Raw genomic sequence first — 22,985 nt, forward strand, 5'->3', positions numbered from 1 at the left:
TCTTTAACTGACCATCATATTGAGGTTGAGGTTATACATAATCCACAATGAGCCCACAACGACGATAAAGATAATCACAGCGGTGAACAGAAGTGCCACCAAGTTCCAGCGCTCTTCCGACGACGTATTCATGTGCAGGAAGAACACCAGATGGACAACGATCTGGATGATTGCGGACGCAACCACGGTACCCAGGATCAGTGAATGTGATGCCGTGTCGGTCATGACCATGGCAAACGGGATCACCGTCAGGATAACCGACAAGATGAAGCCAATCGCATATGACTTCAGGCTGCCGTGGCTTGCGCCACCATGGGAAGTAGCAGAATGACTCATTACATCGCTCCCATCAGATAAACAACGGTAAACACGCAGATCCATACTACGTCCAGGAAGTGCCAGAACAGGCTCAGACACATCAGACGGGTTTTGTTAACTTCAGTCAGACCGCGACGTGAAACCTGAACCATCATGGTCAGGATCCAAATCAGGCCACAGGTCACGTGCAGACCGTGGGTGGCGACCAGTGCAAAGAAGCCAGACAAGAAACCACTGCGCTGCGGGCCATAGCCTTCAGCAATCAGGTGATGGAATTCATAGAGTTCCATCCCGATGAAGCCTAAACCGAACAGGAATGTCAGGAACAACCAGCCGTTAACGCCTGCTTTGTTACCCTTGTTCATGGCCAGCATTGCAAAGCCGTAAGTGATACTACTGAACAGCAGGCAGAAGGTTTCTACCAGCACGAACGGCAGTTCAAAAATGTCTTTACCAGTGGGACCGCCAGCGGTCCCGTTTACCAGTACTGCATACGTTGCGAACAGGCTCGCAAACAAGATGCAGTCACTCATCAGGTAGATCCAGAAGCCGAAGACTTTGGTAGCACCTGCGTCGTGGTGCCCATGCTCAGCATGGGCTTCATCGTGGTGAGTCAGAGTATCAGTTGCCATGTTTCACACCTGCTTTACGGATTTGTTCAAAATGCTGGTTTTCAATACGTTCCACTTCTTCAACTGGCACGTAGTAATCAACATCTTCGTCGAAGCTTTTCGCAATCCAGGTCGCAGCCAGGGCAATGAAGCTCACTGCTGCCAGCCACCAGATATCCCAGATTAATGCGAAACCACAAACCAGGCTCAGCATAGCGATGATGAAACCGGCGCCGCTGTTACGTGGCATATGAATCGGTTCATATTTAGCAGGCTGCTTGTAAGCGGTACCTTTCTCTTTCATGTCCCAGAACTCATCACGGTCGTGAATTTGCGGCACGATAGCGAAGTTGTAGAACGGAGGAGGAGAAGAGGTTGACCACTCCAGAGTACGTGCGCCCCACGGGTCACCGGTCAGATCACGGTTCTGGTCGCGGTCGCGAACAGAGACGAAGATCATGATCAGCTGGCAGAGGATACCGATAGCAATCAGTGCAGCACCACATGCCGCAACAACCAGCAGCGGGTGGAACTCAGGATCGATATTCTGGCTGACGCGACGGGTCATCCCCATGAAGCCCAGTGCATACAGAGGCATGAACGCGACGAAGAAACCGATGATCCAGAACCAGAATGAACGCACACCCCATTTTTCGTTCAGCGTGAAGCCGAAGGATTTAGGGAACCAGTAAGTCAGACCAGCGAAGCAACCGAAGACCACACCACCGATGATAACGTTATGGAAGTGGGCAATCAGGAACAGACTGTTGTGCAGCACGAAGTCAGCACCCGGAACCGCCAGCAGAACGCCAGTCATACCACCAACGGAGAAGGTGATGATGAAGCCAACGGTCCACAGCATCGCCGCGTTAAGCGTGATACGGCCCTGATACATGGTGAACAGCCAGTTGAAGATTTTTACCCCAGTCGGGATAGAAATGATCATCGTCATGATGCCGAAGAAGGCATTGACGTTGGCGCCTGAACCCATGGTAAAGAAGTGGTGCAGCCAAACGATGAACGACAACACGGTGATGGCGATGGTTGCCCATACCAGCGAGGTGTAACCGAACAGACGTTTTTTGGAGAAAGTTGCAGTAACTTCCGAGAACACACCAAATACTGGCAGAACCAAAATGTACACTTCCGGATGGCCCCAGGCCCAAATCAGGTTGATGTACATCATCATGTTGCCGCCCATATCATTCGTGAAGAAATGGGTGCCCAGATAACGGTCTAATGTCAGCAGTGCAACAGTCACGGTCAGAATCGGGAAGGACACGATAATCAACACGTTGGTGCACAGTGCGGCCCAGGTAAATACCGGCATTTTCATCAGCGGCATGCCTGGCGCGCGCATCTTCAGGATGGTCGCAAAGAAGTTAACACCGGTTAGCAAGGTCCCGACACCGGATATCTGGAGACTCCAGATCCAGTAATCTACCCCGACCCCGGGACTGTATTCCTTACCTGACAGTGGCGGATAAGCCAGCCAGCCGGTCTGTGCGAACTCGCCAACACCCAGAGAGATGTTGATAAGCACCACAGCCGCGGCGGTGAACCAGAAGCTCACGTTGTTCAGGAACGGGAACGCAACGTCGCGCGCACCTATTTGCAAAGGAACCACTACGTTCATCAGACCGATTACGAAAGGCATCGCCATGAAGAAGATCATGATAACGCCGTGCGCGGTAAAGATTTGGTCATAGTGATGAGGCGGCAGGAAGCCCGGTTCACCTGCAGAAGCAAGAACCTGCTGGCTACGCATCATGATCGCATCGGCAAAGCCACGCAGCAGCATGACGAAGGCCAGAATGATGTACATGATACCTAATTTTTTGTGGTCGACAGACGTCAGCCACTCGGTCCACAGATACTTCCACTTACCGAAATAGGTGATGCCGGCAAGAACTGCCAGGCCACCAATGATAATCGCGGCAACTGTGACCATGATAATCGGTTCATGATACGGAACCGAATCAAGCGTTAATTTTCCGAACATCGTTTATTCCTCGGCTCCGGCTGCGTGAGACTGTCCACCCATATCCATGCCTTTCATGTCACTGCCGGCTGGCATTGGCATGGTATGACCTTCTGGCGCTGCCTTCATGTCATGCATGGAGTATTTGCCAATGATTTCTTTGAACAAACCAGGTTTTGCTACAGAGAAGTATTCGACCGGGTTGTCGATACTCTGTGCAGCCAGTTTGTTGAAGTCATCAGTGGTTGCCAGCTGGTTCGGTGCGCTTTTCACTTTTGCTACCCAGGTGTCGAAATCGGCACGGGTTGGAGTCGCAATTGTGTTGAACTTCATGCCAGAGAAGCCGCGGCCGCTGAAGCTTGCTGAGATGCCCTTATAGGTACCCGCCTCATTTGCAATCAAGTGCAACTGAGTCTGCATACCGGCCATCGCATAAATCTGCCCGCCTAACTGAGGAATAAAGAACGAGTTCATCACAGAGTCAGAAGTGACTTTGAACTGAACCGGCACATCTTTAGGAATGACGAGCTCGTTAACGGTAGCGATGCCCTGTTCCGGATAAATGAACAACCATTTCCAGTCCAGAGAAACGACTTCAACCGTCATCGGTTTTTCGTCAGTCACGATAGGCTTGAACGGATCAAGCGAGTGGGTGGTTTTCCAGGTAATCGTTGCCAGAATGGCAATGATTATAATTGGAACTGTCCAGACGACGGCTTCAATTTTGTTGGAGTGGGACCAATCAGGACTGTATTTTGCTTTTGTGTTGGAAGCACGATACTTCCACGCAAAGGCAAACGCCATGATAATAACTGGTATAACGACGATCAGCATTAAACCAATCGCTGTTAAAATCAGCGTTCTCTGCTCAAGTCCAATTGCTCCCTTGGGATCCATCAATGCCGTATTGCAACCGCTCAACATTAACGCGGAGGCAAATAAGGACAACATCCCAATACTTTTATTGTATTTCTTAAGTCTCATCTAACGACCTCAATAACTAGGGCTCTATTGTCGCTTCAGGTGTGCGGGCATTTTACGGGAAGGTTGCAGGACTGTAAACACGCTTAAACAAGTGTCAAAGCGCTGTTGACACTTTATGTTAACGCAGTCACACATGTCACGGATCGTGACAATTTACAGTGGGCAACAATATGTTGCGTATAGATTTTTTTCTATAGTGATGAAAAACAAGGGGTGATACATTTTCAAATATTTATGGCCGTCCATAATCCCGGCAATAGGTTTAATTAATGTTAAATTAATGTAGAAACCAAGTGAAATAAAACACACAAAAAGAACCGGAGAAAAATTATCCCAACAAATATAATTTTTCCTGAATTTAATTTATTGGGTGATATTTATAGATCATTTGTTAAATGAAACGCGCCATTCATTTTGATAATGAATGGCGGTAAATCAGGAACGTGCAGTCCTGCGCAGTGAGAGAAAATCGAGCAAACTGCCTAAAATAATACCGATAAGACAAACGAAAACGCCCGCCTCCAGCAAAAATCCGGTAAACCCGTGCCACGACGCCCAGCCTAAACTGTTCACAATCAGCGTCACCAGCCACACCACCAGCAGCAAACTCCCGCCCAGCATGCAGCGTAACGCCCAGCTGTAAGGTTTGGCGAAGTGAATGCGCGGCAGGAAAGTGTCCGTTTTTTGAGTGTATTCGAGCGTCTGGCGGCAAACCGCTAACAACAGCAACCCCGGAACACCGGCAACAATCGAGAAAAGATAGAACCACGGCCAGCCGTAAGCCTCCACGAACCAGCCGGCAATCGGACCCACATAGACACGGCCCACCGCAGAAAGTGCAGAGAGCAGGGCGAACTGGGTTGCGGAGAACGAACGGTTGCAAAGCGTCATCAGCAGGGCCACAAACGCCGCTGTTCCCATCCCGCCGCACAGGTTTTCGAAGAAAATTGCCGCGCCCATGGTATATAGATCTTTATCGGTAATGGCGAGAAGCCAGTAACCCGCATTTGAAACTGCCTGTAAAATACCAAACAGCATCAGCGCGCGGAACAGGCTCAGACGCTGCATCAGCATCCCGCCAAAAAGCGCGCCAATAATCGTGGCCATCAGACCGAGCGTTTTGTTCACCAGCCCGACTTCCCCTGCGTCAAACCCGACACCACGGATTAAGAATGTCGTGCTCAGGCTGCCCGCAAACGCGTCGCCCATTTTGTACATCACGATGAGAAGTAAAATCAGCCAGGCGTTATTGCGGCCAAAGAAGTCTTTCAGAGGTGCCACAACGGCCATTTCAATCGTGCGCGGTGCAGGCTGAGAATTTTGCGGTTCCGGCGATATCAGTGTGGCGAAAACGCCCATCAGCATCAGCACCGCCATCAGCCAGTACATGTGCTGCCAGCCGAGATATCGGTCTGCAAGCCATAACGCCAGCCCGCCGGAAACCAGCATTGCCAGACGATAGCCCAGCACGGAAACTGCGGCACCGTTTCCGCGTTCTTCAGGTGGCAGTAAATCCGTTTTATACGCATCGAATACGATGTCTTGCGAAGCCGATGCGAAAGCAATCAGCACTGCCAGCGCAGCCAGCCAGAACAAATCTTTACCGGGATCCATAAAGCCCATGGCGAAAATCGCCGCGACCAGCAGCAATTGCGTCAGGATCAGCCAGCCGCGGCGGCGTCCGAGAAATGACGGGGTATAGCGGTCCATCATCGGCGACCACAGGAATTTGAACACGTAAGCCTGGCCGACCAGCGAGAAAATCCCAATAGTTTTCAGATCGACATTTTCGACGGTCATCCACGCCTGCAATGTGCCGGACGTCAGCGCCAGCGGTAAACCGGAAGCAAAGCCCAGAAGCAGTAAAATGACGGTATTGCGTTGCGTGAAAATCTTAAAGTACTGACTGATCATGAAAATGTGTTCCTGCGAACCGGTGAGAGAGTGACGCAGAGGCATAATAAAGGAAGCGGGGAGAATAAAGGAAGGAATGCTTGTTCTGAAAAGCATTCTGCCCGGACTGGCCGGGCAGAATAGGTCACACAGATTTCAGCCGGAGCTTATCGGGCGTTAGCCTTGATGAAGTCGCTGATGCTGGTGTCGGAGGCCATGTCGCTGATGACATCACCCAGAGTGGTGTTAACCGCGTTGGTGATTTTGGCGTTGGTGGCGGAAAGCGCACCCTGAACGTTGTACGTTGAGCGGTAATTTTTCACCTGCTTGCTGCCATTTTTCGCCGTAGCGATGATAGAAATATCTGCTTTGGTGGTGATGTTGTAGCGCAGGTTACCTTCCTGAACATCCGCATACAGGTTATTGACGACAATCTGGAGGTCAACTGCGCCGTCAGCACCGACCATGTAACCGCGTGCGGTCATTTGTTTTTCCAGAGATTCCTGCAACAGGAAACGCAGATCACGTGAAGGCGTGAGGGAAATCAGCTGGCCGTCACGGTTAACTTTGGCCAGAGCCTGATCCTGGCGCTGGTCAGCACCGTTGATGCTGATCGTGATGCCCTGAAGTGTTGGGTCTTGTGAAGGCAGAACAATTTTCGGGGACACATCCAGCGTGTTAGTGCTGGTTGCGCATCCGGCCAGCATGAACAGTGCCAGCACAGGGAAAATGATTTTTTTTAACATGTGTGTTTTCTCAATATTAATAAAGGAGTAATGCTCAAAAATTTGCCGACATCATAACATCGCCATTTGCGGGTGGAAGTCCCGTCAATCTGTAAAAACGGATATTTAGCGTTTTTTTTCAGCAAGTATGCAGTATCACCGACTCCGGCGTAGCGAAGCCGCGATTTCTTTGACAGACTGAGCGCCATTTTTATCAATCAACTGCATAAATTTTTTAATGTGATTAACGTAGAGCTGTAAAGCAGCCTATTATTTAAATGTAGAGAGTTTTAAGTAGATAGGTGTACCAGACAGGCGCGGTTCTCTGCAGATGCGGTGTGAGGAGATTGCTATGATTCGTGAGCAAATAGAAGCAAAATTAGCTGAGGCATTCGACCCTGCGTTCCTGGAAGTGACTGACGAAAGCTATCGTCATAATGTACCGGCAGGCTCAGAAAGCCATTTCAAAGTCGTCATGGTGTCCGATAAATTCGTCGGCGAACGCTTTTTAGCACGTCATCGTGCCATTTACGGGCGTTTAACCGAAGAACTGGCGGGCAGCGTGCACGCACTTGCTCTCCATACTTACACGCAAAAAGAGTGGGAAGGCTTACAGGACACCGTTCCCGCATCACCGCCTTGCCGCGGTGCGGGAACAATGGCCTGATAGTGAGGATCTGATTCACAAAAGGCACAAATATCAGCATTTGAGACGGTAAAACTGGAACTTTCCTTATCAGATGCGGTATTAGTAGAGGCGAATTTCAAGAAACGGCCCGCGGGCCGTTTTTGTTTTTCCTCTGACAGGCAGACGACAAGGTGGTTAACGCCTTTGCATCGACCGCATTTTTCGAAGGATCGAGTCCCGTGTGAGTTTCCCTCCCGCGCGTAGAGATACCGTCCTCGACTCAGTGCGCATGCGTCGCTATAATGTCGCGTCTAATTTTTCCGGAATGGTTTCGGACGCTCTCGAATACAGGGCTACGTTCTGATAACAGAACTGTCCCGGTTCTTAGAAGTCGTTTTCAAGGTAAGTTCGCGCGATTGTGCTTCTCATCTTGAGAACGACTTCTGGAGTTGACCGAGCACTGTGATTTTTTTTTGAGGTAACAAGATGCAAGTTTCTGTTGAAACCACTCAAGGCCTTGGGCGCCGCGTAACGATTACTGTTCCTGCTGAAAGCATTGAAAAAGCAGTGAGCAGTGAACTGATCAACGTCTCTAAAAAAGTACGTATTGACGGCTTCCGTAAAGGCAAAGTACCAAGCCACATCATCGAACAGCGTTATGGCGCGTCAGTACGTCAGGACGTACTGGGTGATCTGATGCAACGCAACTTCGTTGATGCGATCATCAAAGAAAAAATCAATCCAGCTGGCGCACCTAACTATATCCCGGGTGAGTACAAGCAGGGTGAAGACTTCAATTTCTCCGTAGAATTTGAAGTGTACCCGGAAGTTGAGCTGAAAGATCTGGAAAACATCGAAGTTGAAAAACCTGTTGTTGAAGTTAACGACGCTGATGTTGATACCATGCTGGAAACTCTGCGCAAGCAACAAGCTGACTGGAAAGAAACTGACGCTGCAGCCACTGCTGAAGACCGCGTTACCGTTGATTTCTCCGGTTCTATCGACGGTGAAGAATTCGAAGGCGGCAAAGCCTCTGATTTCGTACTGGCTATGGGCCAGGGCCGCATGATCCCAGGCTTCGAAGACGGTCTGGTGGGTCACAAAGCCGGTGAAGAATTCACCATCGACGTAAACTTCCCTGAAGATTACCACGCAGAAAACCTGAAAGGTAAAGCGGCTAAATTCGCGATTACCCTGAAGAAAGTTGAAGAACGTGAGCTGCCAGAACTGACGCCAGAATTCATCAAACGTTTCGGCGTGGCTGATGGTTCTGTTGAAGGTCTGCGTGCTGAAGTGCGTAAAAACATGGAACGCGAACTGAAAGGTGCTGTACGTAACCGCATCAAAACTCAGGCAATCGACGGTCTGGTCAGCGCTAACGAAATCGACGTGCCATCTGCACTGATCGACGGCGAAGTAGACGTTCTGCGTCGTCAGGCTGCACAACGTTTCGGCGGCAACGAAAAACAAGCGCTGGAACTGCCACGCGAGTTGTTCGAAGAGCAAGCTAAACGTCGCGTTGTTGTCGGTTTGCTGCTGGGCGAAGTGATCAGCCAGCACGAACTGAAAGCTGATGAAGATCGCGTTAAAGCGTTGATCGAAGAAATGGCTTCTGCGTATGAAGATCCACAGGAAGTGGTTGAGTTCTACAGCAAAAATAAAGAGCTGATGAACAACATGCGTAACGTCGCGCTGGAAGAACAAGCGGTCGAAACTCTGTTGTCTAAAGCGAAAGTGACTGAAAAAGCCACCACCTTTACTGAGCTGATGAACCAGACTCAACCTGCATAATCTGATTGCATGTTGCTGAGCCTGTTTACAGGTTCGACACTGAAGCCCGCAGTTTTTACTGCGGGCTTTTTATTTCCTGAAAATCAGATATTTTTGTTTTTGGCTGTTGTTTTTGCACTATATTTATCAATATAAGGCACAGCTCACGTAGACCTGTTCATTCCATTTCACCAATATGGCCTTTCATCCACCCGGTCGGGGTGAAAGAGAAAAGAAATTTTCCGTCAGGCTTGAAAAAAGGGCGTAAATCCCCCAATTAATAATGACGAACCCAGGTAAATTTGCAGTTAAAATCTGACTGATAACGACCGTCAGACGTGTAAATGGCGACTTGGCCGCTTGAGCATAGTCATGTGTGCCTATCTCAAGTAGAATCGGTTTTAAATAGCGCCAAACAGAATCTATTAGGAGACGGTTATGTCATACAGTGGTGAAAGAGAGCAATTTGCACCAAACATGGCGTTGGTACCCATGGTGGTTGAGCAAACTTCACGGGGCGAGCGTTCATACGACATCTTCTCCCGTCTGCTTAAGGAACGAATCATCTTCCTGACGGGTCAGGTTGAAGACCATATGGCTAACCTGATTGTTGCCCAGATGCTGTTCCTGGAAGCAGAAAGCCCGGAAAAAGACATTTACCTTTATATCAACTCACCGGGTGGCGTGATCACTGCGGGGATGTCGATTTACGACACCATGCAATTTATCAAGCCGGACGTCAGCACCATTTGTATGGGCCAGGCGTGTTCAATGGGTGCGTTCTTGTTAACTGCCGGTGCTGAAGGCAAGCGTTTCTGCCTGCCAAACTCCCGTGTGATGATTCACCAGCCGTTGGGTGGTTTCCAGGGGCAGGCCACAGATATCGAAATCCACGCGAAAGAAATTCTGAAAGTGAAATCCCGCATGAATGAGCTGATGGCGAAACATACGGGCAAAACTCTTGAAGAAATAGAGCGTGACACTGAACGAGATCGTTTCCTGTCTGCGAACGAGGCTGTAGAGTACGGGTTAGTCGATTCCGTATTTACCCATCGCGCCTGACGGCTTAGTTCTGCCGGGCTGATGGTCTATAGTTATACTCATACGGATGTCTCAGGGGCAGCGTTTGTCAATTAAACAAACGTTGCTCACTTTGAGTGATAACGGGAACGAACAGACATCAGCCAATCATGCGGCTGTTGTGTAATAGGGTCGTGCCGTGGTGTTTGTTACGCTGCGGGACTGATATTAAAGAAGAGGTTTACTGATGACAGATAAGCGCAAAGACGGTTCAGGAAAGCTGCTGTACTGCTCTTTTTGCGGCAAAAGCCAGCATGAAGTTCGTAAGCTGATTGCCGGGCCGTCAGTGTATATCTGCGATGAGTGTGTCGACTTATGTAACGACATTATTCGCGAAGAGATCAAAGAAGTCGCGCCACATCGTGAACGCAGCGCATTACCGACACCGCATGAAATTCGTCAGCATCTTGACGATTATGTTATCGGTCAGGAGCCTGCGAAGAAAGTGCTGGCAGTGGCAGTTTACAACCACTACAAGCGCCTGCGTAATGGCGATACCAGCAACGGTATCGAATTAGGCAAGAGCAACATTTTGCTGATCGGGCCGACAGGTAGCGGTAAAACGCTTCTGGCTGAAACCCTGGCGCGTTTCCTGGATGTGCCATTCACGATGGCCGATGCCACCACGTTGACCGAAGCCGGTTATGTGGGTGAAGACGTCGAAAACATCATTCAGAAACTGCTGCAGAAATGTGATTACGACGTTCAGAAAGCGCAACGCGGTATTGTTTATATTGATGAAATCGACAAGATTTCCCGCAAGTCTGACAACCCATCGATCACACGTGACGTGTCCGGTGAAGGTGTTCAGCAGGCGCTTTTGAAACTGATTGAAGGGACTGTCGCTGCCGTACCTCCGCAAGGCGGACGCAAACACCCTCAGCAGGAATTCCTGCAAGTTGATACTTCTAAAATCCTGTTTATCTGTGGTGGCGCGTTTGCCGGCCTGGATAAAGTGATTGGTCAGCGTATCAATACCAACACCGGTATCGGTTTTGGTGCAGAAGTGAAAGGCAAAGAGCAGAAGGCAACAGAAGGTCAGTTGCTGGCGCAGGCTGAACCAGAAGATTTGATCAAATTTGGTCTGATCCCTGAGTTCATTGGTCGTCTGCCTGTCGTTGCAACACTGAGCGAACTGAATGAAGAAGCTCTGATTCAAATTCTGAAAGAGCCGAAAAATGCCCTGACTAAGCAATATCAGGCATTGTTCAATCTGGAAGGCGTTGAACTGGAATTCCGCGATGAAGCGCTGGTCGCGATTGCGAAAAAAGCCATGGTCCGTAAAACCGGTGCCCGTGGTCTGCGTTCAATCGTTGAAGCCGCATTGCTGGATACGATGTATGATCTGCCATCTCTTGAAGATGTCGAGAAAGTGGTTATTGATGAATCCGTGATTGCGGGCCAGTCAGAACCTCTGATGATTTATGGCAAACCAGAAGCACAACAAGCATCTGGCGAATAATTAGCCAATCTATCCAGAGAGTTAGCCACGAAATGGGGGATTTTGTCCCCCATTTTTTTTTCGCACATTCTTATCGTTGAATGTCGGACATTCATCCCCATATACTCAGTTAACGACTTGCTGAAACCCGTCTGACTCGTGTTTCACGAGATTTCCTTAACCTGGCGGAAGCTAAACTAAGAGAGAGCTCTATGAACCCTGAGCGTTCTGAACGCATAGAAATCCCCGTATTGCCTCTGCGCGATGTGGTGGTTTATCCGCACATGGTGATCCCGTTGTTTGTTGGCAGGGAAAAATCGATTCGGTGCCTCGAAGCCGCGATGGATCACGACAAAAAAATCATGCTGGTGGCGCAGAAAGAAGCGTCAACCGATGAGCCGGGCGTTAACGATCTCTTCTCCGTGGGTACGGTAGCCTCAATATTACAAATGCTGAAGCTCCCGGACGGCACTGTCAAAGTGCTGGTGGAAGGGTTACAACGCGCGCGTATTACGACGCTTTCTGACAGTGGCGAGCATTTTGCTGCCCAGGCGGAATACCTTGAATCTCCGGCCGTGGACGAACGCGAGCAGGAAGTTCTGGTTCGCACAGCGATTAATCAGTTTGAAGGTTATATCAAACTGAACAAAAAGATCCCGCCGGAAGTGCTGACTTCGCTTAACAGCATTGAAGATGCCGCACGTCTGGCTGACACCATCGCTGCACATATGCCGCTGAAACTCGCTGACAAACAATCCGTGCTGGAAATGTTTGATATCACCGAGCGTCTGGAATATCTGATGGCGATGATGGAATCGGAAATCGACCTGTTGCAGGTTGAGAAACGCATTCGTAATCGTGTCAAAAAACAGATGGAGAAAAGCCAGCGCGAGTACTATCTGAATGAGCAAATGAAAGCGATTCAGAAAGAACTTGGCGAAATGGATGACACGCCTGATGAGCATGAGGCGCTGAAACGCAAAATCGAAGCGGCTAAAATGCCGAAAGAAGCGCGTGAAAAAACCGAAGCTGAGCTGCAAAAGCTGAAAATGATGTCACCAATGTCCGCCGAAGCCACAGTTGTTCGTGGTTATATCGACTGGATGCTTCAGGTGCCATGGAACGCCCGCAGCAAAGTGAAAAAAGACCTGCGCAAAGCCCAGGAAGTTCTGGATACCGATCACTTTGGCCTCGAACGTGTCAAAGACCGTATCCTTGAGTATCTTGCGGTGCAGACGCGCGTCAGCAAAATCAAAGGACCAATCCTGTGTCTGGTTGGGCCTCCGGGTGTGGGTAAAACCTCACTGGGTCAGTCCATCGCGCGTGCGACGGGCCGTCAGTATGTGCGTATGGCGCTGGGTGGTGTACGTGATGAAGCGGAAATCCGCGGTCACCGTCGTACCTACATCGGTTCTATGCCGGGCAAACTGATTCAGAAAATGGCGAAAGTTGGGGTGAAAAACCCGCTGTTCCTGCTGGATGAAATCGACAAGATGTCATCTGACATGCGCGGTGACCCGGCTTCAGCGTTGCTGGAAGTGCTGGATCCTGAACAGAACGTGGCGTTCAACGATCACTATCTGGAAGTCGATTACGACCTGTCAGACGTGATGTTTGTGGCGACCTCGAACTCGATGAACATACCGGCACCTTTGCTGGATCGTATGGAAGTGATCCGTCTTTCCGGTTATACCGAAGACGAAAAACTGAACATCGCCAAACAGCACCTGTTGCCAAAACAGCTTGAACGTAATGCGCTCAAGAAGAATGAACTGACTGTTGATGACAGCGCGATTATCGGCATTATCCGTTTCTATACCCGTGAAGCGGGTGTACGTAGTTTAGAACGTGAGTTGTCTAAACTTTGCCGAAAAGCGGTTAAACAATTGCTGATGGATAAAGACCTCAAGCACATTGAAATCAACGGCGACAACCTGAAAGATTTCCTCGGCGTGCAGAAGGTCGATTACGGCCGTGCTGACACCGAAAACCGTGTGGGCCAGGTCACCGGCCTGGCGTGGACCGAAGTGGGCGGCGAATTGCTGACCATCGAAACGGCCTGCGTACCGGGCAAAGGAAAGCTGACTTACACCGGTTCTCTGGGCGAAGTTATGCAGGAATCTATTCAGGCCGCGCTGACTGTTGTACGTTCGCGTGCGGACAAACTGGGTATCAACCCTGACTTCTACGAAAAACGTGATATTCATGTTCACGTACCAGAAGGGGCAACGCCGAAAGATGGCCCGAGTGCCGGTATTGCAATGTGTACCGCGCTGGTGTCTTGTCTGACAGGTAACCCGGTTCGTGCGGATGTGGCGATGACCGGTGAAATCACTCTGCGTGGTTTGGTTCTGCCAATCGGCGGTTTGAAAGAAAAACTGCTGGCAGCGCATCGTGGTGGCATCAAAGTGGTTCTGATCCCAGATGACAACAAACGCGATCTGGAAGAAATTCCGGCGAACGTGCTGGCAGATCTTGAGATCCACCCGGTTAAACGTATTGATGATGTTCTGAACATCGCACTGCAAAATCCGGCTTATGGCGCATTACCGGTTGCAGCAAAATAGTGACCGCGACAGACACAGTTGAATAAAACTCAGGCTGGCAGGTGAAATCTCACTTGCCAGCTTTTTTTTGTGCCGTTAAGTTAGTCAACTGTCAGAAGGTTTCAGGCTGCTTTCAGTCGCTTGCATAGCCCTGACAAGATTGATATAACAGCAGCGCGGTCACGTCCGTAGGGAAAATGCGCCGTGATGATCGAATTTTAAGAGGGGATGAAAAGAGTGAATAAGTCACAATTGATCGACAAAATTGCTGCCGGTGCTGATATTTCTAAAGCCGCAGCGGGACGTGTTTTAGATGCTGTTCTTGCATCTGTTACTGACACCCTGAAAGCTGGGGATGAAGTCGCTCTGGTTGGTTTCGGTACTTTCTCAGTGCGTGAACGTTCAGCACGTACCGGCCGTAACCCACAGACCGGTAAAGAAATCAGTATTGCAGCGGCTAAAGTACCTGGCTTCCGTGCAGGTAAAGCGCTGAAAGATGCCGTTAACGGTTAATTACCTGCTGACTGACGTCGAAACTGTGTGAGGGGCATTGCTGATGCTTTTTCATTCAGGTCTGGTTGTTAAACAATAACCTGACGTCATCGGGCTGGTAAGGTAAGATATAAGGCGCATCGAAAACGGTGCGCTTTTTTTATTACAGCGGAGTGTTGCCTCACTATGATGGACAATTTACGCGCGGCTTCCAATAACGTCGTGCTCAAAATCATTCTGGCCCTGATTATTCTGTCCTTTATTTTGACAGGGGTGGGCAACTACCTGGTCGGCGGTTCAGGCGACTATGCAGCGAAAGTGAATGGTCAGGAAATCGGGCGTGCTCAGTTAGAGCAGGCGGTGCAGAATCAGCGGAGCCGTCTGCAGCAGCAGCTCGGTGATCAATTCTCTGCGCTGGCAGGCAGCGAAGGTTATATGCAGCAGTTGCGTCAGGAATCCCTGAGCAATCTGATTGACGTCACTTTGCTGGATCAGTATTCCAAAAAATTAGGCATTGCCGTCAGCGATCAGCAGATCAAAGACGCGATTTTTGCGACCCCACAATTCCAGACTGATGGCCGTTTCGATAACGCTAAATATCTGCAAAGCATCCAGAGCATGGGTTACACCGCGGATAACTTTGCACAGCTGATGAAACGTCAGCTGATCAGCCAGCAGCTCGAACAAGCCTTCGGTCAGTCCGATTTTGTTCTGCCAGCAGAAAGCAAATCGCTGGGTGAACTGATCCTGCAAAGCCGCGATGTACAGACGGCCACGCTGGACACAAACGCTCTGGCGGCCAAGCAGCAGGTCACTGACGCAGAGTTACAGGCTTTCTACGACCAGAACAAAAACAAGTTTATTTCCCCTGAGCAAGTCAAGATCAGCTACATCGAAATGGATGCTACGGCGATGCAGGGCAAAACTGACGTGACTGACGCGGATATCAGCGCTTACTACGATCAGCACAAAAACGAATTCGGTCAGCCGGAACGTCGTCGTTACAGCGTTATCGTCCTGAAAACTCAGGCTGATGCCGACGCTGTGGCAGCAGAGCTGGCGAAAGGCACTGATTTCGCAGAGCTGGCGAAAACTAAATCGACCGATGCACTGAGTGCAAAACAAGGCGGTGATCTGGGCTGGATGGAACCTGAAACAACTCTGCCAGAATTTAAAAACGCGAATCTGACCACGAAAGGTCAGGTGTCTGGCGTCATTAAATCTGACAGCGGTTTCTTCATCTTGCGCCTTGAAGATGTGACGCCTGAGAAGGTGAAACCTCTTGCTGAAGTCCGTAACACGATTACCGACAAGCTGAAGCAGGAAAAATCACTGGATGCTTACTACGCGCTGCAACAAAAAGTCAGCGAAGCCGCGACCAATGATAACGAGTCTTTAGCTTCTGCTGAGCAGGTTGCAGGAACCAAAGCGGTTCATACTGACTGGTTCACTCAGAATCAAATCCCTGCAGGTATTAATTTCAAACCTGTTGTGCAGGCGATTTTTGAAGGCGGTCTGATTGGTCAGGACGGTTCACCGGGCAGCAACTCAGACATCATCACCGTAGACGGCGATCGCGCCTTCGTGGTACGTGTCGATGCGCATAAAGCTGAAGGGGTTAAACCGTTCGCTGACGTGAAAGATCAGGTGACGGCGATGCTTAAACATCAAAAAGCACAGGATCAGGCGCGTGTTGATGGTGAGAAACTGCTGACCGCTCTGAAAGACGGTAAAGGCGATGACGCGATGAAAGCCGCAGGTCTGAGCTTTGGCGCAGTACAGAAAGTACAGCGCAGCCAGCAGCCTTCTGCGTTCGAAGAAAACGTCTACGCGTTACCACACCCGCAAAAAGACCAGCCGGTTTATGGCCTGTCTCAGGATGACAAAGGTAACAGCGTTCTGGTCAAGCTGACCGGCGTGACACCTGGCGTTGTGCCTGAAGCCGATGTGGCACGTTTCACGCAGGAGATGCAACAGACCTCCTCGAACGTGACCTTTGATGCGCTGCTGACAAATCTTCGTCAGGAAGCAAAAATTAAATACGGTTCAGCCGCACAAAACCAGTAAACGCCGCAAAGTTATGCAACGCGTTGCAACAAACAAAGGCCGCTTTCGCGGCCTTTTCCATATTTGAAAGTTGCCCATTGTTCGCTGTTTCGCCCTGATGCACTCTCTCCGTGCTGTCAAACACATGGAGGATACAGCATGAAAAAATTAGGCATTACTTCACTTTCGTTGGCTCTGGCTTTGGGGCTTTCTACTTTACCGGTGATGTTGCAGGCGGCACCGAATGCCGCCAGTAGCGTGGCAACCACGACGGCTGCGCCCGTGACAGCAGCGGGCAAAGTCTCAGGCCCGCAGGTGAAAAAGGAACAGGTGGCGGTGACAGATGAAAGTACCGTCAACATCAATACCGCAACAGCGGAAGAGTTTGCCAAAGTGATGAATGGCGTAGGGATGAAAAAGGCGCAGGCCATTATCAGCTACCGTGAAGAACTCGGGCAATTCACCGACATCGAACAGCTGCGAGAAGTACCGGGGATCGGTGCTGCACTGTTCGAACGTAACAAGGACCGTCTGAAACTGTGACGGATGTCGCGGCGGCAATTCCTGAACGGTTGCCGCCGTTTTCTTCTGCTAATCTCTAAAGACATCTGACCAGTTTGGTTGTATGCCTCAGGCGATTATCAGGAGTTTTTTAACCACTATGCATACGTTTATTAAAGTTCGCGGTTTTCACATCGATGTTTACCAGCACGTTAACAACGCGCGTTATCTTGAATTTCTGGAGACGGCACGCTGGGAATGGCTGGATAATCAATCCGGCTTCCAGTGGATGAGCGAAAACAAAATCGCTTTCATCGTGGTCAATATCAACATCAATTATCGCAAACCGGCCGTACTCGGCGATGTGCTGCGCATTGACAGCAGTATGCAGCAGTTAAACGGTCGAAGCGGTGTGCTGGAACAGGTGGTAACTTGTGAAGGCGAAGTGGTGGCAGATGCCACGCTGACGTTTGTGTGTATCGATCTGCGGACACAAAAAGCGTTACCGCTGGAAGGTGAGCTGCTGGAAAGATTACGTGAGCTGGAACTGGAGAACGACTGATTCGCGGCTGCACAGTGAAAACAAAAACGGGCAGCTTCAGGCCGCCCGTCATAAAACTTTGCCGTCTGACCGTTAACGCAGACCGGTTTTCTTCTTAAGGCTGGCGGTAACGCCATTTTTATCCAACTGATATTGTTGCAGGCCGTTGGCGCGCAGATGACAGGCTGCACATTCGCCGCAGCCATCTCCGGCAATGCCGTTATAGCAGGTCAGCGTTTTGTGGCGGACCAGATCCAGTTGCTGGTAATAATCCGCCAGCGCCCAGGTTTCCGCTTTGTTCAGCCACATCAGCGGCGTCTCGAAACGAATATCACGCGCAAGACCCAGAGAGACAGCCGTATTCAGCGCCTTCACGAACTCGTCACGGCAATCCGGATAGCCGGAGAAGTCAGTTTCACACACGCCGGTAATCACGGCTTCTGCCTGAATTTGATAGGCATAAATTGCTGCCAGTGTCAGGAACAAAATATTACGGCCGGGAACAAAAGTGCTCGGCAGGCCGCCGTCATTTTCATCGCCAAAGTTAGGTACAGGGATGTTATCGCGCGTCAGGCTGCTGACCGCCAGTTCATTGAGCAAATTCACATCCAGCACTTTGTGTGCGCGGGCACCTAATTCTACGGACAGCTTTTGTGCAATCTCAATTTCAGCACGATGGCGCTGGCCGTAATCAAACGTGACGCAGTGAACTTCGTCATATTGCTTCAATGCCTGAATCAGACAAGTTGTTGAGTCTTGTCCGCCGCTGAAAACCACCACTGCTCTTTTCATTCTGTTTACCTGTATTACGAAACCGACTGCGTCCGGCGCAGTAAAATTGGGCTAATGGTACTTTCCTTTAACGTCATAGTGTAGCGAAACAGCTCGTTCACGCGTTTTCGGATAACAAAGGCGGCGGAACCCAGGCCTGACAAAAATCAAACCAGCCCCACGCCGTGAGCTGAACCCCGCTAATCCGCGGCGGCGCGCTGACCTGATACTGATAGTTAAATAAAGGTGTTACGATCCCGGTTTGCATCCATTGATAGAAATGTTCGCGCAATTCATCGGCGCGACGGTTTTCGAGCGGAATTTGCTGAATATGGAGGAGGCGCTGTTGCTGTTTGTGCAGATCATCTTCGCGTAAAATTTCCAGCCAGAGCGGATCCTGCTGCAACCAGTTTTCCAGCGTGGCTTCAGGTGATTCACCGATCAGACGATCGCCGAGCAGCAGATCGGCGGATTTCAACAGTTCTCCGTCTTCCCACAAACGCCCCTCGTGATAAATGACTTCCAGCGCGCAGCCCTCATCAGCCAGTTTTTGCTGCAAAGCATGAGCGACCAATTCAAATTCCACCGGCGGATGAAACAGGAGCCTCAGCTTTTCCGGCAGAGGAACGTCGGTATCGTCATGCAAAGGAATGGGCCAGCCGGGCAGCATTTCTTTGCTGGCTTTCACCAGGTCATGATCAATCGGAAGATTATCCAGCATGCCACTGCGCTGGATCAGCCGGACAATTTTCCGTGCCTGAGCTTCATTCAGAACGCCCCGCCGCAGATTGGTGGCGATATAACAAAATCCCAGGCTGGTGCTGCGCCTGACTGGTTTGACGCGCGACAATTCTTCCTCTTCTCCCAGAATGATCCTCACCGGATGCTGACAGCTCACATTATTCTTTTGCGCGAATAACTGCGGCGTGATCCAAAATTCTATCGCCGCAAGATAAGGATGTTGCAGGGTATAAAGCGTGTGCTGTTCCAGCCTGACCAGTTCGGGAGAAAAATGCGTCAGCCGGAAAGGACCCGCGCCGATGTGCGGATTTTCAGGATGTGAGAGCAGACAATTAAGATCGGCAAACCGGTGCGCCAGCCAGTAATCAGGAATATCGAGATCAAATTGCAGGCACTGTGCGTGTGGCTGAGATATTTGGATCACAGATGCCAGATTGTGTTTTCCCCGTGCTGAATGGCGCAATTGCTCAAAGCGGGTCAGCAGTTGCGATGTTTTCAGCGGTTCTCCGTTGTGCCAGAAAAGCTGACTGCGCAGAAAGAACTGCCAGGTTTTGCCGTCATTGCTGATTTGCCAGTGATGGGCCAGATCCGGCTGTGGCGTCGGGTTTCCGGGGACAAAGTGCGTCAGACCTGCATGAATGGTATGCGCCAGGTGTTGTTCTGCGCGGCCGGTCAGCGTTAAGGGATCCAGAAACTGGAGAGGGCGGTAATACGGGATCCGCAGCGTGGGCGAATCTTCCTGCCATTGTCCGCCAAGGTGCGGCGCAAGCAGGGTATTCAGATGTGTCGGGTCCAGCTGACTGAGTTGCAAAGCTGCCGAATGCTCGCCGTTTTTGAGCAACTCCTGCAAATAAGCACCGCGCAAATCCTCGGGGGATTTAAGGCAGCACAACGACGCGCGTTTTCCGCGACCGGACTGTGAGTGCCAGTTTATCCACCCCGCATCTTTAAAATGGCTCAGCAACGTCCGCGTGTGGCGTTCGCTGCAGCAGAAAATATCGGCCAGTTCAGTCACAGTCAGTAAAACGGGTTCCTGCCCGGTTTTCACATACAGGCGCTGATACTGGTTAAGCCGGTTTTGCAATCGCATGGAAAATACGGAACCTTATTTTTCTGGTACGGGATTCACTTCAGCATATCGCAGACTTTTGCCGATGGCGCGGGGCCGAAAACCAAAGTGTGAACTAAACCCGGAAGAGTATTCATAAACTGTTCACTATTAGTTCCGCAAATCGCAGTCCATACTTTGAACGTGAAAATCATTCCCGCCCAGAGAGGAAATATGTACCGTTTAGCTGCATTCGATATGGATGGCACACTTCTTTTACCCGACCATACCCTGGGCGAGAAAACGCTGGCAACCCTGCGCCAGTTGGCAGAAAAACCCATGCGACTTACCTTTGCTACCGGACGTCATTATCTTGAAATGAAAGATATTCTGGCCAATATAGGCATGGAAGGTTTTCTGATTACCGGCAATGGCACACGTATTCATGACTTGTCCGGGCATTTACTGCACGCCAGTGATTTACCGGAAGATTGTGCGCATGAATTGCTGCACACGGGCTGGGATACACCGGCGAGTCAGCATGTTTTTCGTGACGACGGCTGGTTTACCGCTCTGGACGACCCCGACTTGCTGATCCCGCATCAGTTCAGCGGTTTCCGTTATCATTTGCAGGATCTGCGCACATTGCCCGATGCAGGCAACAGCAAAGTGTGTTTCTGCGCACCGCATGAAACCCTGCTGAAACTGGTTCCCCAGCTGAAAGCGCATTTCGGCAATCGTTTGGACCTGTGTTTTTCGGCGCATGATTGCCTGGATGTACAGCCTGCGGGCTGTAACAAAGGCAGCGCGCTGGCACTTCTGACGGGGGGGCTTGAGATCAAAATGTCTGAATGCATGGCCTTTGGCGATGCGATGAATGACAGGGAAATGCTGGAAAGCGTCGGAATGGGGCTGATCATGGGCAATGCATTGCCTGTGCTGAAAGAACAATCGCCGCATCTGCAAGTTATCGGGCACTGCCGGAATCAGGCGGTGTCTCACTTTTTGCAACACTGGCTGCACACACCAAACCTCACCTATTCCCCCGAATATTAAGGTTTTGCAGCAAGCCGGGATTATCTGTCCCGGCTTTTTTCCTTCATACTTCAAGCTGCTGGTGCGTTGGCTAACCTAAAACCTCAGTTAAGGCCTTCTAGCTGCTGTGCGTACACCGAAATATCCCCGATGTTCTTCGCGATCCAGTTCTCGTCAAAATAGGTATTCAGATAACGTTCGCCACTGTCGCAAAGTAACGTGACGATTGAACCTGTCTCGCCATTTTCTCGCATTTGTTTAGCCAGTTGCAGCGCGCCCCAGACATTTGTTCCGGTTGAACCGCCCACTTTACGACCAAGCACTTTTTCCAGCCAGTGAAGCGTCGCGACGCTGGCCGCATCAGGCACCTGCATCATGCTGTCGATGACGCTGGGAATAAAAGAAGGCTCGGCGCGCGGGCGGCCAATCCCTTCGATACGGCTGCTGCATTGCGCAGTTACGCTGGCATCATGTTGCTGATAGTAATCATAAAATACTGAGTTTTCCGGATCGACCACCACCAGTTCGGTATTATGCCCCTGATAACGAATATAACGCCCCAGTGTGGCTGAGGTGCCGCCTGTTCCGGCGCTCATTACCAGATATCGCGGTACCGGATGCGGCTCGCGGGACATCTGGCGGAAAATACTGTCAGCGATGTTATTGTTTCCCCGCCAGTCGGTAGCGCGCTCAGCAAAGGTAAACTGATCCATGTAATGCCCGTTCAGTTCACGGGCAAGCAGTTCGGAAGCGGCATAAATCTGACCGGAGTTTTCAACAAAGTGGCAGCGGCCGCCATAAAATTCAATTTGCTGAATTTTTCGAGGCGCGGTACAGGCAGGCATCACGGCAATAAAAGGCAGGCCGAGCAGGCGCGCGAAATAGGCCTCAGAAATAGCCGTACTGCCCGACGACGCCTCGATGATCGGCGTATTTTCACGTATCCAGCCGTTGCACAGACCATACAAAAACAGGGAACGCGCCAGACGATGTTTCAGGCTGCCGGACGGATGCGTGCTTTCATCTTTCAGATACAGCGAAATTCCGGGGAAATCATTCAGGGCGAGACGAATTAAATGTGTATCGGCTGAACGCTGAAAATCCGCGTCGATTTCTTTGATAGCGTGATTAACCCAGGCGTTTTGCATAATGAGAGCTCGCAGAAGAAGTTTTGTAGGATTAAGAATAACGCAAGCGGCAGAGAAATAAGTTACCCTTTACCCCATGAGCTGCGCGTATTGTAGAAAAATATTCTCCCGGAGTGCGTTATGGTAGATAAAATTGACCTCAGGCTGTTGTCGTTATTGCAAAAGGATTGCACGCTTTCTCTGAATGAACTGGCCGAAGCGGTAAATCTCACCACCACGCCTTGCTGGAAACGGATAAAACGTCTTGAAGACGACGGCATTATTTGTGGAAAAGTGGCCCTGCTGGATGGTGAAAAACTCGGGCTGAGCCTGACAGCGTTTGTCCTGATTAAAACTCAGCATCACAACAGTGAGTGGTATCAGCGATTTGTACAGCAGGTGGAAGCCTTTCCCGAAGTGCTCGGTTTTTACCGGATGGCAGGGGAATACGATTATTTACTCCAGGTTCAGGTTTCCGATATGAAAAGCTACGACAACTTCTACAAGCGGCTTGTGAACGGCATTCCAGGACTGAACGATGTGACCTCAAGTTTTGCGATGGAACGCATAAAATCGACGACCGCATTGCCAATTTAATGCAAAAGTTGCAGTAAAAAGTTTCATCAGAAACGCATGTTAACTCTGGTATCCTTGTCGTCCTGAAGAGAAAACAGGGTTTCTGAAACCTGTTTAACTCAATAAAATC

20 protein-coding genes are annotated in these 22,985 nt (G+C 50.3%); 11 read left to right on the forward strand and 9 right to left on the reverse strand.

Annotated features, from left to right (window positions below; all coding sequences use genetic code 11):
* Positions 1–3: 3 nt before the first annotated feature.
* The 6 genes from GW579_RS12255 to GW579_RS12280 form a co-directional block, all read right to left on the reverse strand.
* On the reverse strand, positions 4–336 hold the full coding sequence (locus GW579_RS12255) for a cytochrome o ubiquinol oxidase subunit IV (protein WP_013576648.1): 333 nt from the start codon (positions 334–336) through the stop codon (positions 4–6).
* Positions 336–950 carry a cytochrome o ubiquinol oxidase subunit III gene (locus GW579_RS12260; protein ID WP_152327869.1) on the reverse strand — a complete coding sequence of 205 codons (615 nt, stop codon included), beginning with the start codon at positions 948–950 and terminating at the stop codon, positions 336–338. Before GW579_RS12260 ends, GW579_RS12255 begins: the two co-directional genes overlap by 1 nt.
* Positions 940–2,931, reverse strand: a complete 1,992-nt coding sequence (gene cyoB / locus GW579_RS12265) for a cytochrome o ubiquinol oxidase subunit I (RefSeq protein WP_152327870.1) — start codon at positions 2,929–2,931, stop codon at positions 940–942. Before cyoB ends, GW579_RS12260 begins: the two co-directional genes overlap by 11 nt.
* A gap of 3 nt (positions 2,932–2,934) precedes the next feature.
* The gene (cyoA, locus tag GW579_RS12270; protein ID WP_152327871.1) at positions 2,935–3,894 is read right to left on the reverse strand and encodes a cytochrome o ubiquinol oxidase subunit II; all 960 of its coding nucleotides are present in this window, start codon (positions 3,892–3,894) and stop codon (positions 2,935–2,937) included.
* 435 nt (positions 3,895–4,329) lie between these two features.
* On the reverse strand, positions 4,330–5,808 hold the full coding sequence (gene ampG / locus GW579_RS12275; RefSeq protein WP_152327872.1) for a muropeptide MFS transporter AmpG: 1,479 nt from the start codon (positions 5,806–5,808) through the stop codon (positions 4,330–4,332).
* Positions 5,809–5,954: 146 nt separating this feature from the next.
* Positions 5,955–6,533: a lipoprotein gene (locus GW579_RS12280; protein ID WP_013576643.1), complete on the reverse strand. Its 579-nt coding sequence runs from the start codon at positions 6,531–6,533 to the stop codon at positions 5,955–5,957.
* Positions 6,534–6,864: 331 nt separating this feature from the next.
* On the opposite strand from GW579_RS12280, the gene bolA reads away from it, so the two are divergent.
* The 9 genes from bolA (at position 6,865) to GW579_RS12325 (ending at position 17,578) form a co-directional block, all read left to right on the forward strand.
* On the forward strand, positions 6,865–7,179 hold the full coding sequence (gene bolA, locus GW579_RS12285; RefSeq protein ID WP_152327873.1) for a transcriptional regulator BolA: 315 nt from the start codon (positions 6,865–6,867) through the stop codon (positions 7,177–7,179).
* Between the two features lie 447 nt (positions 7,180–7,626).
* Positions 7,627–8,931, forward strand: coding sequence for a trigger factor (gene tig, locus GW579_RS12290; RefSeq protein ID WP_013576641.1), 1,305 nt, complete (start codon positions 7,627–7,629; stop codon positions 8,929–8,931).
* 417 nt (positions 8,932–9,348) lie between these two features.
* On the forward strand, positions 9,349–9,972 hold the full coding sequence (gene clpP / locus GW579_RS12295) for an ATP-dependent Clp endopeptidase proteolytic subunit ClpP (protein WP_152327874.1): 624 nt from the start codon (positions 9,349–9,351) through the stop codon (positions 9,970–9,972).
* Positions 9,973–10,177: 205 nt separating this feature from the next.
* On the forward strand, positions 10,178–11,452 hold the full coding sequence (gene clpX, locus GW579_RS12300; RefSeq protein WP_112287508.1) for an ATP-dependent protease ATP-binding subunit ClpX: 1,275 nt from the start codon (positions 10,178–10,180) through the stop codon (positions 11,450–11,452).
* A 191-nt stretch (positions 11,453–11,643) separates the two neighbouring features.
* On the forward strand, positions 11,644–13,998 hold the full coding sequence (gene lon / locus GW579_RS12305) for an endopeptidase La (RefSeq protein WP_152327875.1): 2,355 nt from the start codon (positions 11,644–11,646) through the stop codon (positions 13,996–13,998).
* 216 nt (positions 13,999–14,214) lie between these two features.
* The gene (gene hupB, locus GW579_RS12310; protein WP_013576637.1) at positions 14,215–14,490 is read left to right on the forward strand and encodes a nucleoid-associated protein HU-beta; all 276 of its coding nucleotides are present in this window, start codon (positions 14,215–14,217) and stop codon (positions 14,488–14,490) included.
* 165 nt (positions 14,491–14,655) lie between these two features.
* Positions 14,656–16,536 carry a peptidylprolyl isomerase gene (gene ppiD, locus GW579_RS12315; RefSeq protein WP_165059299.1) on the forward strand — a complete coding sequence of 627 codons (1,881 nt, stop codon included), beginning with the start codon at positions 14,656–14,658 and terminating at the stop codon, positions 16,534–16,536.
* Between the two features lie 138 nt (positions 16,537–16,674).
* Positions 16,675–17,058 carry a ComEA family DNA-binding protein gene (locus GW579_RS12320; protein WP_152327877.1) on the forward strand — a complete coding sequence of 128 codons (384 nt, stop codon included), beginning with the start codon at positions 16,675–16,677 and terminating at the stop codon, positions 17,056–17,058.
* 118 nt (positions 17,059–17,176) lie between these two features.
* Positions 17,177–17,578: a YbgC/FadM family acyl-CoA thioesterase gene (locus GW579_RS12325; RefSeq protein WP_112287511.1), complete on the forward strand. Its 402-nt coding sequence runs from the start codon at positions 17,177–17,179 to the stop codon at positions 17,576–17,578.
* Between the two features lie 72 nt (positions 17,579–17,650).
* On the opposite strand, the gene queC is transcribed toward GW579_RS12325, so the two are convergent.
* Complete coding sequence (gene queC / locus GW579_RS12330) at positions 17,651–18,349, reverse strand: 7-cyano-7-deazaguanine synthase QueC (protein WP_165059300.1); 699 nt, start codon at positions 18,347–18,349, stop codon at positions 17,651–17,653.
* 97 nt (positions 18,350–18,446) lie between these two features.
* Entirely contained in the window at positions 18,447–20,159 is a 1,713-nt protein-coding gene (locus GW579_RS12335; RefSeq protein ID WP_165059302.1) for an SgrR family transcriptional regulator, read from the reverse strand.
* Positions 20,160–20,351: 192 nt separating this feature from the next.
* On the opposite strand from GW579_RS12335, the gene cof reads away from it, so the two are divergent.
* Entirely contained in the window at positions 20,352–21,173 is an 822-nt protein-coding gene (cof, locus tag GW579_RS12340; RefSeq protein ID WP_165059303.1) for an HMP-PP phosphatase, read from the forward strand.
* A gap of 83 nt (positions 21,174–21,256) precedes the next feature.
* On the opposite strand, the gene GW579_RS12345 is transcribed toward cof, so the two are convergent.
* A complete protein-coding gene (locus GW579_RS12345; protein ID WP_165059305.1) occupies positions 21,257–22,300 on the reverse strand; it encodes a PLP-dependent cysteine synthase family protein in 1,044 nt (347 codons plus the stop codon).
* Between the two features lie 120 nt (positions 22,301–22,420).
* Between GW579_RS12345 and GW579_RS12350 the strand changes: the two genes are divergently transcribed.
* Positions 22,421–22,876, forward strand: coding sequence for an Lrp/AsnC family transcriptional regulator (locus tag GW579_RS12350; protein ID WP_104923057.1), 456 nt, complete (start codon positions 22,421–22,423; stop codon positions 22,874–22,876).
* Positions 22,877–22,985: the final 109 nt, after the last annotated feature.

Origin of the sequence: Rahnella contaminans, assembly GCF_011065485.1 — a bacterium.
Classification (GTDB): domain Bacteria; phylum Pseudomonadota; class Gammaproteobacteria; order Enterobacterales; family Enterobacteriaceae; genus Rahnella; species Rahnella contaminans.

What these genes read in the sequence shown, in the direction of transcription:
- GW579_RS12280 (WP_013576643.1), bottom strand. Translation starts at nt 6,533, where the DNA reads ATGTTAAAAAAAATCATTTTCCCTGTGCTGGCACTGTTCATGCTGGCC.
- clpX (WP_112287508.1), top strand. Translation starts at nt 10,178, where the DNA reads ATGACAGATAAGCGCAAAGACGGTTCAGGAAAGCTGCTGTACTGCTCT.
- GW579_RS12325 (WP_112287511.1), top strand. Translation starts at nt 17,177, where the DNA reads ATGCATACGTTTATTAAAGTTCGCGGTTTTCACATCGATGTTTACCAG.
- ampG (WP_152327872.1), bottom strand. Translation starts at nt 5,808, where the DNA reads ATGATCAGTCAGTACTTTAAGATTTTCACGCAACGCAATACCGTCATT.
- GW579_RS12335 (WP_165059302.1), bottom strand. Translation starts at nt 20,159, where the DNA reads ATGCGATTGCAAAACCGGCTTAACCAGTATCAGCGCCTGTATGTGAAA.
- lon (WP_152327875.1), top strand. Translation starts at nt 11,644, where the DNA reads ATGAACCCTGAGCGTTCTGAACGCATAGAAATCCCCGTATTGCCTCTG.
- cyoA (WP_152327871.1), bottom strand. Translation starts at nt 3,894, where the DNA reads ATGAGACTTAAGAAATACAATAAAAGTATTGGGATGTTGTCCTTATTT.
- bolA (WP_152327873.1), top strand. Translation starts at nt 6,865, where the DNA reads ATGATTCGTGAGCAAATAGAAGCAAAATTAGCTGAGGCATTCGACCCT.
- ppiD (WP_165059299.1), top strand. Translation starts at nt 14,656, where the DNA reads ATGATGGACAATTTACGCGCGGCTTCCAATAACGTCGTGCTCAAAATC.
- GW579_RS12345 (WP_165059305.1), bottom strand. Translation starts at nt 22,300, where the DNA reads ATGCAAAACGCCTGGGTTAATCACGCTATCAAAGAAATCGACGCGGAT.
- clpP (WP_152327874.1), top strand. Translation starts at nt 9,349, where the DNA reads ATGTCATACAGTGGTGAAAGAGAGCAATTTGCACCAAACATGGCGTTG.
- GW579_RS12260 (WP_152327869.1), bottom strand. Translation starts at nt 950, where the DNA reads ATGGCAACTGATACTCTGACTCACCACGATGAAGCCCATGCTGAGCAT.
- GW579_RS12320 (WP_152327877.1), top strand. Translation starts at nt 16,675, where the DNA reads ATGAAAAAATTAGGCATTACTTCACTTTCGTTGGCTCTGGCTTTGGGG.
- cof (WP_165059303.1), top strand. Translation starts at nt 20,352, where the DNA reads ATGTACCGTTTAGCTGCATTCGATATGGATGGCACACTTCTTTTACCC.
- GW579_RS12255 (WP_013576648.1), bottom strand. Translation starts at nt 336, where the DNA reads ATGAGTCATTCTGCTACTTCCCATGGTGGCGCAAGCCACGGCAGCCTG.
- cyoB (WP_152327870.1), bottom strand. Translation starts at nt 2,931, where the DNA reads ATGTTCGGAAAATTAACGCTTGATTCGGTTCCGTATCATGAACCGATT.
- GW579_RS12350 (WP_104923057.1), top strand. Translation starts at nt 22,421, where the DNA reads ATGGTAGATAAAATTGACCTCAGGCTGTTGTCGTTATTGCAAAAGGAT.
- tig (WP_013576641.1), top strand. Translation starts at nt 7,627, where the DNA reads ATGCAAGTTTCTGTTGAAACCACTCAAGGCCTTGGGCGCCGCGTAACG.
- queC (WP_165059300.1), bottom strand. Translation starts at nt 18,349, where the DNA reads ATGAAAAGAGCAGTGGTGGTTTTCAGCGGCGGACAAGACTCAACAACT.